13 protein-coding genes are annotated in these 14,646 nt (G+C 30.5%); 12 read left to right on the forward strand and 1 reads right to left on the reverse strand.

What is annotated here, in order from left to right; genetic code table 11:
* The first annotated feature begins 21 nt into the window (after window positions 1–21).
* The 12 genes from lpxD (at window position 22) to LPB136_RS03370 (ending at window position 13,733) form a co-directional block, all read left to right on the forward strand.
* Window positions 22–1,062 carry a UDP-3-O-(3-hydroxymyristoyl)glucosamine N-acyltransferase gene (gene lpxD, locus LPB136_RS03315; RefSeq protein WP_072554772.1) on the forward strand — a complete coding sequence of 347 codons (1,041 nt, stop codon included), beginning with the start codon at window positions 22–24 and terminating at the stop codon, window positions 1,060–1,062.
* A complete protein-coding gene (locus tag LPB136_RS03320) occupies window positions 1,055–2,446 on the forward strand; it encodes a bifunctional UDP-3-O-[3-hydroxymyristoyl] N-acetylglucosamine deacetylase/3-hydroxyacyl-ACP dehydratase (RefSeq protein WP_072554773.1) in 1,392 nt (463 codons plus the stop codon). The genes lpxD and LPB136_RS03320 overlap by 8 nt, the downstream gene beginning before the upstream one ends.
* Window position 2,447: 1 nt before the next feature.
* Window positions 2,448–3,233 (forward strand): acyl-ACP--UDP-N-acetylglucosamine O-acyltransferase, encoded by a 786-nt coding sequence (gene lpxA / locus LPB136_RS03325; protein WP_072554774.1) that lies wholly within the window; start codon window positions 2,448–2,450, stop codon window positions 3,231–3,233.
* Window positions 3,234–3,280: 47 nt separating this feature from the next.
* Window positions 3,281–3,847, forward strand: a complete 567-nt coding sequence (efp, locus tag LPB136_RS03330) for an elongation factor P (protein WP_072554775.1) — start codon at window positions 3,281–3,283, stop codon at window positions 3,845–3,847.
* 78 nt (window positions 3,848–3,925) lie between these two features.
* On the forward strand, window positions 3,926–4,852 hold the full coding sequence (locus LPB136_RS03335; RefSeq protein ID WP_072554776.1) for a UDP-3-O-(3-hydroxymyristoyl)glucosamine N-acyltransferase: 927 nt from the start codon (window positions 3,926–3,928) through the stop codon (window positions 4,850–4,852).
* A 76-nt stretch (window positions 4,853–4,928) separates the two neighbouring features.
* Window positions 4,929–5,804 (forward strand): succinate--CoA ligase subunit alpha, encoded by an 876-nt coding sequence (gene sucD / locus LPB136_RS03340; RefSeq protein ID WP_072556892.1) that lies wholly within the window; start codon window positions 4,929–4,931, stop codon window positions 5,802–5,804.
* Window positions 5,805–5,903: 99 nt separating this feature from the next.
* Window positions 5,904–8,870, forward strand: coding sequence for a M16 family metallopeptidase (locus tag LPB136_RS03345; RefSeq protein WP_072554777.1), 2,967 nt, complete (start codon window positions 5,904–5,906; stop codon window positions 8,868–8,870).
* 105 nt (window positions 8,871–8,975) lie between these two features.
* Window positions 8,976–9,722: a 3-oxoacyl-[acyl-carrier-protein] reductase gene (gene fabG / locus LPB136_RS03350; RefSeq protein ID WP_072554778.1), complete on the forward strand. Its 747-nt coding sequence runs from the start codon at window positions 8,976–8,978 to the stop codon at window positions 9,720–9,722.
* 9 nt (window positions 9,723–9,731) lie between these two features.
* Complete coding sequence (locus LPB136_RS03355; protein WP_072554779.1) at window positions 9,732–10,268, forward strand: hypothetical protein; 537 nt, start codon at window positions 9,732–9,734, stop codon at window positions 10,266–10,268.
* Window positions 10,269–10,389: 121 nt separating this feature from the next.
* Window positions 10,390–12,408: a VWA domain-containing protein gene (locus LPB136_RS03360; RefSeq protein ID WP_237267413.1), complete on the forward strand. Its 2,019-nt coding sequence runs from the start codon at window positions 10,390–10,392 to the stop codon at window positions 12,406–12,408.
* 73 nt (window positions 12,409–12,481) lie between these two features.
* Window positions 12,482–12,874 (forward strand): acyl-CoA thioesterase, encoded by a 393-nt coding sequence (locus LPB136_RS03365; RefSeq protein WP_072554780.1) that lies wholly within the window; start codon window positions 12,482–12,484, stop codon window positions 12,872–12,874.
* Between the two features lie 37 nt (window positions 12,875–12,911).
* Entirely contained in the window at window positions 12,912–13,733 is an 822-nt protein-coding gene (locus LPB136_RS03370; RefSeq protein ID WP_072554781.1) for a prohibitin family protein, read from the forward strand.
* Window positions 13,734–13,796: 63 nt separating this feature from the next.
* Here the strand turns inward: LPB136_RS03370 and LPB136_RS03375 are convergent, their stop codons facing one another.
* Complete coding sequence (locus tag LPB136_RS03375; protein ID WP_158009592.1) at window positions 13,797–14,624, reverse strand: DUF6503 family protein; 828 nt, start codon at window positions 14,622–14,624, stop codon at window positions 13,797–13,799.
* Window positions 14,625–14,646 lie beyond the last annotated feature (22 nt).

Below are 14,646 nucleotides of genomic sequence, written 5' to 3' on the forward strand. Positions count from 1 at the left end.
TTTTTTATACATTTGCATTTGATGAAATTTACAGCCAAACAAATAGCAGATATATTAGAAGGAGAAATAGTTGGTAATCCTAATCAAGAGGTTTCTACAATTTCTAAAATTGAAGAAGGAGAAAAAGGTTCTTTAACCTTTCTATCTAACCCTAAATATAACCCTTTCATTTACACTACAAATGCATCTGCAGTTATTGTAAACAAAAGCTTTATACCAGAAAAGGAAGTTACAGCAACACTTATAAAAGTTAAGAATGCTTATAAATCTTTTTCAAAATTATTAGAGTTTTATAACGAAGCAAAAAATAATAAATCGGGTAGAGAAGAACCTCACTTTATAGCAAAATCAGCTAAAATAGGCAAAGAAGAATATATTGGAGCATTTGCTTACATCGGTGAAAATGTATCTATTGGTAAAAATGTTAAGATTTATCCTAACTCTTATATTGGAGATAATGTAACTATTGGAGATAATTGTACATTTTTTTCTGGCGTTAAAATATATTCAGATACTATAATTGGAAATAACTGTAAATTCCATTCAGGAGTAATAGTTGGTTCAGATGGTTTTGGATTTGCACCGGATGATAAAGGAGAATATAAAGCAATACCGCATATTGGTAATGTTATTATTGAAGACAATGTAGATATTGGTGCTGCAACCACAATAGATAGAGCAACTTTTGGCGCTACAATTATAAGAAAGGGCGTAAAATTAGATAACCAAATTCAAATTGCTCATAATGTTGTAATAGGAAAGAATACTGTAATTGCTTCTCAAACAGGAGTTGCAGGTTCTACTAAAATTGGAGAAAATTGTATGATTGGTGGTCAAGTAGGTATTGTTGGGCACTTAACTTTAGGTAACAACTTAAAGATACAAGCACAATCAGGAATTTCTAAGAACTTAAAAGATGGTGAAAAAGTGCAAGGTAGTCCAGCAATGAGTTATTCTGATTACTTTAAAAGTTATGCGCTTTTTAAAAATTTACCTAAAATAGCAAAAGTAGTTAATAACATAGAAAAAGAGTTGAAGACTCAAAATATAAGCAATGAGTAAGAAGCAAAAAACAATACAAAACGAAATAACGTTATCTGGAGTAGGATTACATACAGGTAACAACGTAACAATGACCCTTAAACCTGCGCCTGCAAACTATGGTTATGCATTTATGCGTGTAGATTTAGAAGGACAACCAACAATTGAAGCTAAAGCAGAGTATGTTACTAACACACAACGTGGAACAAACTTAGAAAAAAACGGAGTTCAAATACAAACTTCAGAACACGTTTTAGCTGCAGCAGTTGGTTTAGAAATAGACAATCTATTAATTGAAATAAATGCTTCAGAACCACCAATTATGGATGGTTCTTCTAAGTTTTTTGTTGAAGCTCTTGAAAAAGCAGGAATAAAAGAATTAGAAGCTTCTGTAGAAGAATATGTTGTAAAAGAAATAATATCTTACAAAGATGAAGAATCTGGAAGTGAAATAATTTTAATGCCTTCAGATGAGTATCAAGTTACAACTATGGTAGATTTTGGTACTAAAATTTTAGGTACTCAAAATGCTACTTTAGATCATATTTCAGATTTTAAAGAAGAAATTTCTGCGGCAAGAACTTTTAGTTTTTTACATGAAATAGAAATGCTTTTAGAAAACGACCTTATTAAAGGAGGTGATTTAAATAACGCAATTGTATATGTTGATAAAGAATTATCTGAATCTACAATGCAACGACTTAAAAAAGCATTTAATAAAGAAGATATTAAAGTTAAGTCTAACGGAATATTAGATAACTTAGATTTACATTGGGCAAATGAAGCTGCAAGACACAAATTATTAGATGTAATAGGAGATTTAGCTTTAGTAGGAACTCGTATTAAAGGTAAAGTTATAGCAAATAAACCAGGGCATTTAGTAAATACCATGTTTGCTAAAAAATTAGCGAAACTAATAAAACAGGAAAAACGTAATAACGTACCAAAGTTCGATTTACATCAACCGCCTTTATTAGATATCCATCAAATTATGGATATTCTTCCACACAGACCACCATTTTTATTAATTGATAGGATTATAGAATTAACAGATACTCACGTGGTTGGTATGAAAAATGTTACAATGAATGAAAATTTCTTTGTTGGACATTTTCCAGGAGCACCAGTAATGCCAGGAGTTTTACAAGTTGAAGCAATGGCACAATGTGGTGGAGTTTTAGTGTTGAATACTGTACCAGATCCAGAAAATTATTTAACATTCTTCATGAAAATGGACAATGTTAAATTCAAGCAAAAAGTACTTCCAGGAGATACTTTAATTTTTAAATGTGAGTTAATTACACCTATTAGAAGAGGAATTTGTCACATGCAAGCCTATGCTTATGCCAACGGAAAAATAGTTGCAGAAGCAGAATTAATGGCGCAAATAGCAAAAAAGAAATAATATGAATCAACCATTAGCATACGTTCATCCACAAGCAAAAATAGCTAGAAACGTTGTAATAGAACCATTTACAACAATACACGCAAACGTTACTATTGGTTCAGGAACATGGATTGGTTCTAATGTTACCATAATGGAAGGTGCAAGGATTGGTAAAAATTGTAGAATTTTTCCAGGAGCTGTAATTTCTGCTATTCCTCAAGATTTAAAGTTTGACGACGAAGACACAACGGTAGAAATTGGAGACAATGTAACTATCCGTGAATGTGTAACGATAAATAGGGGAACTGCTGATAGAATGAAAACCAAAATTGGTGATAATTGTTTAATTATGGCATATTGCCATATTGCTCATGATTGTATTGTTGGTGATAATTGTATTTTTTCTAACAATTCAACTTTAGCAGGTCACGTAACAATTGGAGATAACGTTGTTTTAGCTGGTATGGTTGCTGTGCATCAATTTGCATCAGTTGGCCAACACGCATTTGTAACTGGAGGTTCTTTGGTAAGAAAAGACGTTCCACCATTTGTAAAATCGGCAAGAGAACCATTATCTTATGTTGGTATTAATTCCGTTGGATTAAGAAGACGCGGATTTACAACAGAAAAAATTAGAGAAATTCAGAATATATATAGAATTTTATTTCAACAAAACTATAACTATACCCAAGCTATAGATATTATTGAAGCAGAAATGGAGGCAACTCCAGAACGTGACGAAATTATTCATTTCATAAAAAACTCACATAGAGGAATTATGAAAGGATACTTTAAAGCAAATTAAAAAATAGAATAATAAATAATTGCATTAAAAGCAAAAAGCAGAATAATATGGCAAGTACTTCAGATATTAAGAACGGATTATGTATGAGATATAACAACGATATTTATAAAGTTGTTGAGTTTTTACACGTAAAACCAGGAAAAGGACCAGCATTTGTAAGAACTAAATTAAAAAGTGTTACAAATGGTAAAGTAATAGATAATACATTTCCTTCAGGAAGAAAGATAGATGATGTTCGAGTAGAAACTCATAAATTTCAATATTTATATAATGAAGGTGAAACTTTTCACTTTATGAATCAACAAGATTATTCTCAAATTTCATTAGAAAAAGCAGCTTTAGACTCGCCAGAATTAATGAAGGAAGGAGAAATTGTAACTATTATTATTAATGCTGAAGACGAAATGCCTTTATCAGTAGAAATGCCAGCAAGTGTAATTTTAGAAGTTACAGCAACTGAGCCAGGTGTTAAAGGAAATACAGCAACAAATGCTACAAAACCAGCAACTGTAGAAACAGGAGCATCTGTAAATGTACCTTTATTTATCAATGAAGGAGATAAGATTAAGGTAGAAACAACAAAAGGAACTTACCAAGAACGTATTAAAGAATAATTCAGAAAACAATAATCAATAAACAATTATCAGTTCTGTTTAATTGATAATTGTTTACTTATAATTGATAATTGAAGAATGAAATTCAACCAACCACAAACATTGCAACAAATTGCTTCTTTAATTGAAGCTGAATTTGTTGGTGCATCAAATTTTTCTATAACTGGAATTAATGAAATTCATGTTGTTGAAAATGGGGATATTGTTTTTGTAGATCATCCAAAGTATTATGATAAAGCGTTAGCATCTAATGCTACCACAATACTTATCAATAAAGAAGTAGCTTGCCCAGAAGGTAAAAGTTTACTAATTTCTGATGATCCTTTTCGTGATTTTAATAAAATAACAAAACATTTCAATCCATTTATAGCTTCAAAAAGTACAATTTCTGAAACTGCAATTATTGGAGAAGGAACAATAATTCAGCCAAATGTTTTTATTGGAGATAATGTTTCCATAGGAAAAAACTGTGTTATTCATCCAAACGTAACTATTTACAGTGGTTCTATAATTGGAAATAATGTAACTATACATGCAAATACGGTTTTAGGAGCTGATGCTTTTTATTATAAAAATAGACCAGAAGGTTATGATAAATTGCTTTCAGGCGGACGAGTTGTACTTAAAAATAATGTAGATTTAGGAGCTTCTTGTACAATTGATAGAGGCGTAACTGGAAATACAACTATCGGAGAAGGAACCAAAATAGATAATCAAGTTCATATTGGGCATGATACCGTTATTGGTAAAAAATGTTTAATAGCGTCGCAAACAGGTATTGCTGGTTGTGTTGTAATTGAAGATGAAGTTACTATGTGGGGACAAGTTGGTATGGCAAGCGGAATTACAATTGGTAAAGGCGCGGTTATACAAGCACAGTCTGGAATTAGTAAGTCTTTAGAAGGCGGAAAATCTTATTTTGGTTATCCTGCAGAAGAAGTTAGAACAAAATTAAGAGAGCTTGCAACAATTAAAAGAATTGTAAAAGATTTCAATAAAAAATAAAAGTAACAAATCATTTTTTAGATAGACTTCAAAAAACTATTTTTGCTTGTCTTATAAAAATAAAAAAAACAAACCAATGAGTGTTTTAGTAAATAAAGATTCAAAAATTATAGTACAAGGTTTTACTGGTAGTGAAGGAACTTTTCACGCAGGTCAAATGATAGATTACGGTACCAATGTTGTTGGTGGTGTAACTCCAGGTAAAGGAGGGCAAGAACACTTAGGTAAACCAGTTTTTAACACTGTAGATAATGCAGTTAAAGAAGTTGGAGCAGATACTTCAATTATTTTTGTACCACCAGCTTTTGCTGCTGATGCAATTATGGAATCTGCAGAAGCAGGTATCAAAGTAATTATTTGTATTACAGAAGGAATTCCTACTGCTGATATGGTAAAGGTAAAAGCCTATATCGATAGTTTAGAAGACTGTAGATTAGTTGGACCTAACTGTCCAGGAGTTATTACTCCAGATGAAGCTAAAGTTGGTATTATGCCAGGTTTTATCTTTAAGAAAGGTAAAGTTGGTATTGTTTCTAAATCTGGTACTTTAACGTATGAAGCTGCAGACCAAGTTGTAAAACAAGGTTTTGGAATTACTACTGCGATTGGTATTGGTGGAGATCCAATTATTGGAACAACTACAAAAGAAGCTGTAGAGTTATTAATGAATGATGAAGACACTGAAGCAATTGTTATGATTGGTGAAATTGGTGGAAATCTTGAAGCAGAAGCTGCACAATGGATTAAAGCTGATGGAAACAGAAAACCAGTTGTAGGTTTTATCGCAGGACAAACTGCACCAGCAGGAAGAACAATGGGTCATGCCGGAGCAATTGTTGGTGGAGCTGATGATACAGCACAAGCAAAAATGAAAATATTAGCTGAAAACGGAGTACACGTTGTAAGCTCTCCAGCTAAAATTGGAGAAATGGTTGCTAAAGTATTAGCGTAACTGTTAAAATATATATAAAAAACTAACGTTTTAAATCCGAAGCTATATCTTTAGCCTCGGATTTTTTTATTAATCAAAATCAAAAATCAATCAACATCTATGAAGAACATCAAACTAATTATGTGGATGAGTTTTGCTTTTATCGCTTTTTTAAGCTGTAAAACCAATAATTCTACAGAAGCAAAAACCGAAAGTCATACAGACGCAAGCGGTTACAATTACGAAACAGTTACAAACGACCCAACTGGTTTACGTTTGTACACATTAGACAACGGTTTAAAAGTATATTTAAGTAAAAATACGGATGAACCTAAAATTCAGACTTATATTGCAGTTAGAGCAGGTTCTAACTACGATCCTAAAGAATCTACAGGTTTAGCACATTACTTAGAGCACATGGTGTTTAAAGGAACGCATAAAATTGGTACTGTAGATTGGGAAAAAGAAAAAGTATATTTAGATAAGATTTCTGAATTATATGAGCAACACAGAGCTGAAAAAGATGTAACTAAAAAATTAGCATTGTATAAAGAAATTGACAAAGTTTCTTTAGAAGCATCTAACTATTCTGTTGCAAATGAATATGATAAGATGATTAGTTCACTTGGAGCAACAGGTACAAATGCACATACTTGGTTTGAAGAAACTGTTTATAAAAACAAGATTCCAGCAAATGAATTAGATAAGTGGATTGATGTAGAAGCAGAACGTTTTAGTACGTTAGTATTACGTTTATTCCATACGGAATTAGAAGCTGTTTTTGAAGAATTTAATAGAGGTCAAGATAATGATGGAAGAAAACGTTACGCTTCTATGTTAGAAGGTTTATTTCCAAATCATCCTTATGGTCAACAAAAAACTATTGGAACTGCAGAACACCTGAAGAATCCTTCATTAATTGATATTAATAACTATTTCGATAAATATTACGTGCCAAATAATATGGCAGTTGTTTTAGTAGGTGATTTAGATTTTGATACAACCATTAAAAAAGTAGCTAATACTTTCGGGAAATTTGAAAAGAAAGAATTAACACATCCAGTGTTACCGAAAGAAGAGCCAATAACAGCTCCAATTGTTGCTGAAGTTTTTGGACCAACTTCTGAAAGTATTTCGATTGCATACCGTTCTGGTGGTGTAAATACAAATGATGAAAAAATGGTAACCTTAGCTGATATGATTATGGCTAATGGTAATGCAGGTTTAATTGATTTAAATTTAAATCAAAAACAATTAGTACAAAGAGCAGGTTGTTCTCCAACTTTTTTAAATGATTATGGTTATCACTCATTTACAGGAAGTCCAAAATCGGGTCAAACTTTAGACGAAGTTAAAGGTTTGCTTTTAGGTGAAATTGAAAAATTAAAGAACGGAGAATTTGATGAATGGATGATTGAAGCTGTTGTAAACGATTTAAAATTATCTCAAACTCGTCAATATGAAAACAATACAGCATTAGCTTCTGCATACTTTAATGCGTTTATTCATCATGAAAACTGGAACGATAAAGTCAATTTCTTAAATGATTTAAAGAAAATTTCTAAACAAGAATTGGTAGATTTTGCGAATACTTTTTACAAAGATAATTATGTAGTTACTTATAAGAGAAAAGGTGAAGACAAGAACATTGTAAAAGTTTCTAATCCAGGAATTACACCAGTTAACTTAAATAGAGGAAAAAGCTCAGAATATATTACTGCATTTAACAAAAAGCAATCTGAACCATTACAACCTCAATATGTAGATTATAAAACTGCTATTAAAGAAATTACAACTGATAACGGAATTAAAGTTTCTTACGTAGAGAATGAAAAAAATGATTTATTCGATATGAATATCATTTTTGACATGGGAAGCGATAATGATAAAAAATTATCTCTTGCAGCAGGTTATTTAGAGTACTTAGGAACAGATAAATATTCAGCAGAAGAATTAAAGAAGGAATTCTATAAATTAGGTATTTCTTACTACGTAAGTGCTGGGAGCGATAAAACGTATGTTGGTTTAAACGGATTAAAAGAAAACTTAAATAAAGGTTTAGAATTATTAGAACACTTATGGGACAATGCAAAAGCAGATCCAGAAGCGTATGGTAAATATGTAGAGAAAATTTACAAAGGACGTCAAGATGGTAAAACTCAAAAAGGAAATATCTTATTCAACGGTTTAATGAACTACGGTAAATATGGTGAAAACTCTCGTCTAAGAGACATTATGCAAATTGATGAGTTAAACGCTATCAATCCAGAAGAGCTGGTTTCTATTGTAAAAGACATGAAAAACTACAAACAACGTGTTTTCTATTACGGAAAAGATGTTGATGCAGCAGTTGCTTCATTAAATACAAATCACAAAATATTTGGAGATTTAAAAGAATATCCAGTTGCAAAAGAATATAAAGAAACTGAAACTGGTGGAAACGTATTCTTTACAAATTATGATATGGTGCAAACTGAAATGATGTTTTTAGCAAAAGGTGAGCCATTTAAAGCAGAAAATTTAGCAGCATCAACATTGTTTAATACTTATTTTGGAAGTGGATTATCTTCAATTGTTTTCCAAGAAATTAGAGAATCTAAATCGTTAGCGTATTCTGCATTTGCTTCTTATAGCAACGCATCTAAAAAAGGAGATTCAAACTACGTTATGGCGTATGTTGGTACACAGGCTAATAAATTAGAGCAAGCTGTAGACGCAATGATGGATTTAATGAACAATATGCCAGAAGCTGAAAAGCAATTTAATGCAGCAAAAGCATCAACATTAAAGAAAATTGCAGCGCAGCGTATTACAAAATCTAATATTTTCTGGACGTATGAATCATTAAAGAAAAGAGGTATTGACAATGATCATAGAGAAGCTATGTATAACACTATTAAAGACATGACAATTGAAGACTTAAAAGCATTTTTTGATAAAAATGTAAAAGGAGAATCTTACAATGTAATGGTAGTTGGTAACAAAAAAGATTTAAATGTAAAATCGCTTCAAAAATTAGGAAAAATTAAAGAGTTAGAAGTAGATGAGCTATTTAATTATGTAGATAAGAAAGAGATTAAATCATAATTATTTCTTTTTTTTCCTTCGGAAGAAACTCGCAATGTTTAAATACGTTGCGAGTTTTTTTGTTTTACTATATTTGTCTCACAAAACAACTAACAAAATTTAAGCATGAAATTACTAGAAAATAAAACTGCAATTATTACAGGAGCCTCAAGAGGTATTGGAAGAGGAATTGCAGTAGAATTTGCAAAACAAGGCTGTAATGTAGCATTTACCTTCAGCTCTTCTGTAGACGCAGCAACAGCATTAGAAACAGAATTAAAAGCATTAGGAGTAAACGCGAAAGGATATCAATCTAACGCAGCAGATTTTGATGCAGCACAAGAATTGGCTAAAAACGTATTAGAAGAATTTGGATCTATAGATGTGTTAATTAACAATGCAGGTATTACCAAAGACAATTTATTAATGCGTATTTCTGAAGACGATTTTGATAAAGTTATAGAAGTAAACTTAAAATCGGTTTTTAACTTAACAAAAGCAGTTATTAGACCTATGATGAAACAACGCAAAGGTTCAATTATAAATATGAGTTCTGTAGTTGGTTTAAAAGGGAATGCAGGTCAATCTAATTATGCAGCTTCAAAAGCAGGTATTTTAGGTTTTTCTAAATCGGTAGCATTAGAATTAGGTTCAAGAAATATTAGATCTAACGTAGTTGCTCCAGGTTTTATTGAAACAGAAATGACAGCAAAGTTAGACGAAAAAGTAGTAGAAGGTTGGCGTAATGATATTCCATTGAAACGTGGTGGAACACCAGAAGACATTGCAAATGCGTGTGTGTTTTTAGCTTCGGATATGTCTTCGTATATTACAGGACAAACTTTATCTGTTGATGGAGGAATGTTAACCTAAAAATATATTATGAAAAATAAATTATTAATTATTGTTTTATTTTTGAACGTAACTGTTTTAATGAGTCAAGAATGGGAAAAGTATAAAAATGAAGAATTAAATTTAGTTGCTTATTTTCCTGAAACACCTAAAAAATCCATCCAAAAAGTAGAAACTGCAGTTGGTACTTTAGACATGCATATGATAATGCATTCACCAACATCTGGTGATGATAATGCAGTATACAGTCTTATAAGGTCTGATTACCCAAAAGAACAATTTGAGAGCGCTACAAGTGTAACTAATAGTAAAGTATTAGATGGTGCAGTTAATGGTGCAGTTAATAATGTAAAAGGAAAATTAGTTTTTGATAATAAAATTAATTTTAATGGTTATCCAGGTAGAAATATTAAAATTTTAATAGATGGCGGTTTTATTTATATAAAAGCTATTTTGGTTGAAAACTCTATGTATATAGTGCAAGTTATTTGTTTAACGGCTAATGATGAAAATAAGAGTATCAATCGTTTTATGGATTCTTTTGATATTATTAAAACGAAGCAATAAATTAAATTTACTTTTTATTTTAAACCTGTAATCTATAATTGTTACAGGTTTTTATTTTTTAGATAGGTTTGTTTTAGCTTTAACGTATCAGTTCGTATATTCGGCTAAAATTTAAATTAGATTGCAAACAACCACACTTTTATACATTATAGTAGCGCTTTTGCTAAGCGTTGCAGTAGCATTTTTTCAATATTTTTATAAAGAAAAGAAAACGCCAAAAATTACAATTCTACTGTTTGCTTTAAAAGCATTTAGTTTATTTGTGTTGAGTTTACTTTTTATAAATCCGAAGATAAAATCCGAAGTAACTACAATAGTAAAGCCAGTTTTATCGGTTTTAGTTGATAATTCTTTGTCTACAAAATATTTTAAGCAAGAGGAAAATGTAAACACGTTAATTTCTACACTAAAAGAGAATAAAGGTTTAAATGATAAGTTTGATGTTTCTTTATTCTCAATTGGAGAACACACACAAGTTTTAGATAGTTTGTCTTTTAATGAATCTAAAACCAATATAGAAGACGGTTTACAAGCTGTTAATAGTTTATATAAAGACAATATTGCTACAACTGTATTAATTTCTGATGGAAACCAAACCATTGGAAACGATTATGAGTTTACGAGTACAAAACAAGCTGTTTTTCCAATTGTTATTGGAGATACTACACAGTATAAAGACGTGCGAATTTCTCAATTAAATGTAAATAAATACAGTTATATAAAGAATAAATTTCCTGTAGAAACTTTATTGTATTACGAAGGAAATGAATCGGTAACTACACAGTTTTCTATTTATAGCAAAGGAAAAACAGTTTTTACACAAAAAGTTTCTTTTTCTCCGGATAAAAAAACGCAAACAATAACTGCAAATTTAACTTCTTCAACAGAGGGACAGCAATATTATACAGCTTCGGTTAAAAAGTTAAAAAACGAAAAAAACACCAAAAACAACAGTAAAAGTTTCTCGGTAGAAGTTATAGATGAACAAACTAAAGTATTGATTTTAACGTCAGTTTTACATCCAGATATTGGTGCGTTTAAAAAAGCAATAGAAAGCAATAAACAACGCAAAGTAGATGTTCAGTTGATTGATAATTATAAAAATCAAATTAATGATTATCAATTGGTTATTTTGTACCAACCAAACAATAAGTTTAATAGTGTTTTTTTTCAAAACACTTCTAATTTCATGGTTGTTTCTGGTTCAAAAACCGATTGGAATTTTATCAATTCGCAACAATTAGGATTTAGTAAAAAAGCTATAAATCAGCCAGAAGATTATACCGCAATTTATAACAATGCCTTTTTAACTTTTTTACAGAAAGATATAGGTTTTGCAAATTTTCCACCGTTAGAAGATAAGTTTGGAGAAGTAACCATTACTAAACCGCATCAAACTTTAGTATATCAAAAAATTGCAGGAATAGCTACTGAGCAACCTTTAATTGCCACTTTTGAAGAAACTGATAAAAAATATGCCGTAATTTTTGGAGAAAACCTCTGGAAATGGCGTTCAGCAAGTTTTAGGCAAGACAATTCTTTTGAGTATTTTGATGCTTTTATGGGTAATTTAGTTCAATATGTAGCTTCAACTAAAAAGAGAAATCGATTAGAAGTAAATACAGAAAGTTTATATCCTGCTAATTCAACAATCAATATATCAGCTTTTTATGTAGATAAAAATTATCAGTTTGATAATAGAGCTTCTTTGCAGTTAACATTTACAAATACCGATTCTAAAGAAAGTAAAGTAGTGCCTTTTTCATTGGTAAATAATTCTTATCAAGTTGAATTAGAAAACGTATCAACTGGAAATTATACCTATAAAGTAACTGTAACTGGAGAAAATATTACAAAATACGGAAGATTTAAAGTTACCGATTATCAAGTTGAAGAGCAGTTTACAAACTCAAATCATAAAAAACTACAAAAATTAGCGAATAAAACAGGAGGGAAGTTGTTTTATGGAAATCAGGCTAATAACTTTATTCAAGAACTCATCAACAATAAAAACTATTATAGCACATTAAAATCTGTACCAAAAGAACAGAATTTAATAGATTGGAAGTGGATTTTAGCTCTAGCTGCGCTATTATTGTCGCTAGAATGGTTTATTAGAAAATACTATGGTAAAATCTAAAAAAGCAATTAGTATTACTTGTTTTAGGCCTTAGAATATTAGAAATTTGCTGTAGAATTTAAAGAGAATATTTATGAAATTTCATACAAGAAAATGGGTAAAACCACAAGATTTAAATCCAAACGGAACCTTATTTGGAGGTCGATTATTAGAGTGGATTGATGAAGAGCTGGGTATTTATGCAATTATTCAATTGGAAATACCAAGAACAGTAACAAAGTATATGTCTGAAATAGACTTTGTAAGTTCTGCCAAACAAGGAGATATCATTGAAATAGGAATGGAAGTTTTAGCTTTTGGTAACTCTTCAATTACTTTAAAGTGTGAAGTGAGAAATAAGCTTACACATAAAATTATAATCATTTTAGATAAAATTGTGATGGTTTCTTTAGATGAAGAAGGAAATCCTAAAAAACATGGTAAAACTAAAGTAGAATATGTTTCTGATAGATTAAAAGATAAGTAATTAATTGTATTTTTGAACAAATAAAATAAAACAAACAATGGCACAAAGACAATTTGAATTCCCGAAAGTGGGATTATTAATTCCGGTAGTAGTGGTACTTTTAATATTATTCGCTAAATCTACGGTAACTGTAGGACCAGGTGAAGGTGGAGTTATTTTTGAAACTCTTGGAGAAGGTATTAATACAGAAAAAACGTATGGAGAAGGTTTTCATATTGTTGCTCCTTGGAACAAAATGATTGTTAGAAAGGTTCGTCAGCAATCTATTTCAGACGAAATGAATGTACTTTCTGTAAACGGACTAGAAGTTAAAGTAAACGGAACAATTTGGTACGAGCCAGAATTTGAAAATTTAGGTAGCCTAATAAAAACTAAAGGTGAAGATTATGAGCGCGAATTGTTAGATCCTGCAATTAATGCAGCAGCAAGAAGTGTTGTTGGTCGTTACACGCCTGAACAATTGTATTCTAGTAAAAGAGATGTAATTGAGCAAGAAATTTTAGATGAAGTAACAAAATTATTAGAAGGTCAGTTTTTAACAGTAAAAAGAGTTTTGGTAGAAGATGTTAAATTACCTCCTACAATTAAACAAGCTATTGAGCGTAAGTTAAAGCAAGAGCAAGAATCTTTAGAATATGAGTTTAGATTAGTAACTGCGCAAAAAGAAGCAGAAAAAGTAATTATTGATGCAAAAGGTAAAGCGGAATCTAACCGTATTTTAAGTGCGTCTTTAACAGATAAAATTTTACAAGATAAAGGTATTGAAGCAACGGTTAAATTATCGGAATCTCCAAATAGTAAAATAATTGTTATTGGTTCTGGAGACAGTGGAATGCCTATTATTTTAGGAAATCAGTAAGGAATTATAAAACTTTTATATATTGAAAATCCAGCTTAACGGCTGGATTTTTTTTGATGTAATTTATTTTTGAAACAACTCTTTATTTAGATTATTATCAAATTTTATATCTGACCAATTTACTAATATCCAAGGTTTATCTGTTACATCTGCATTCCAGTTAGAATTTTTATACCTACGTTTAGTTGGTATTAAAAGACCGTCTATGTTTTCATATGTAAGTTCCATTAAAAGAGGCTCCGTTTTTTTAAAATCCATAACAGTAAAAAGAAACTGATCTACCAAGTTGGTTTCTTTATTAATATATAGCTGATAGATGTCTTTTGCAGCGTTATCTTTAGACTCAAAAGTAACTTTAACAATATCGTATTTGAAGTTATTAATAGTTTTTTCACCTAAATGCTCATAATTTAAACCTGGATCTAATAGCTTTTGCATCATAGTAAACCAATAGTAATTTGTTGGTCTGTTAAAAGCAACTCTTTTTAAGGCAGTAGTATCGGTAATTAATTGGCCATTATTTTTCAACCAAAACTCGCTTCCATCATAGCCTTGTTCTATAATTCCCTCTAAGTTTGCTAGAGTTCTTTGGTGTTTATTGTAGTTTCCGTAAGATAATTCTCCATTAAAAATGTATTTTTCTGTTGAAACATCAGATTTTCCGTCTGGAGTTTGATAAGTATACGTGTAAACAACATCTTTTTTGTTACTAAGTTTAGTATAATCACCAACTTTTTGAGTCATTTTATAAACTAATTCATGACCTTTATTTAGGAATGATATTGTGTTTTCTTTTCCTAGATTAGTGGAAGGTTTGTCTATCTGTTTTTCATTTTTACATGATGTTAAGGCAAAAAACAAACTTAGAATAAGTATTAAACGATATTTCATTTTTATTTTAGATTAAAAGGGT

The organism is Tenacibaculum todarodis, assembly GCF_001889045.1.
In the GTDB taxonomy this organism is placed as follows: Bacteria; Bacteroidota; Bacteroidia; order Flavobacteriales; family Flavobacteriaceae; genus Polaribacter; species Polaribacter todarodis.

Bases quoted from the DNA above. Each gene is read 5' to 3' on its own strand.
- efp (WP_072554775.1), top strand. From the start codon at position 3,281: ATGGCAAGTACTTCAGATATTAAGAACGGATTATGTATGAGATATAAC.
- LPB136_RS03370 (WP_072554781.1), top strand. From the start codon at position 12,912: ATGGCACAAAGACAATTTGAATTCCCGAAAGTGGGATTATTAATTCCG.
- fabG (WP_072554778.1), top strand. From the start codon at position 8,976: ATGAAATTACTAGAAAATAAAACTGCAATTATTACAGGAGCCTCAAGA.
- LPB136_RS03375 (WP_158009592.1), bottom strand. From the start codon at position 14,624: ATGAAATATCGTTTAATACTTATTCTAAGTTTGTTTTTTGCCTTAACA.
- LPB136_RS03320 (WP_072554773.1), top strand. From the start codon at position 1,055: ATGAGTAAGAAGCAAAAAACAATACAAAACGAAATAACGTTATCTGGA.
- sucD (WP_072556892.1), top strand. From the start codon at position 4,929: ATGAGTGTTTTAGTAAATAAAGATTCAAAAATTATAGTACAAGGTTTT.
- LPB136_RS03355 (WP_072554779.1), top strand. From the start codon at position 9,732: ATGAAAAATAAATTATTAATTATTGTTTTATTTTTGAACGTAACTGTT.
- LPB136_RS03335 (WP_072554776.1), top strand. From the start codon at position 3,926: ATGAAATTCAACCAACCACAAACATTGCAACAAATTGCTTCTTTAATT.
- LPB136_RS03345 (WP_072554777.1), top strand. From the start codon at position 5,904: ATGAAGAACATCAAACTAATTATGTGGATGAGTTTTGCTTTTATCGCT.
- lpxD (WP_072554772.1), top strand. From the start codon at position 22: ATGAAATTTACAGCCAAACAAATAGCAGATATATTAGAAGGAGAAATA.
- LPB136_RS03365 (WP_072554780.1), top strand. From the start codon at position 12,482: ATGAAATTTCATACAAGAAAATGGGTAAAACCACAAGATTTAAATCCA.
- lpxA (WP_072554774.1), top strand. From the start codon at position 2,448: ATGAATCAACCATTAGCATACGTTCATCCACAAGCAAAAATAGCTAGA.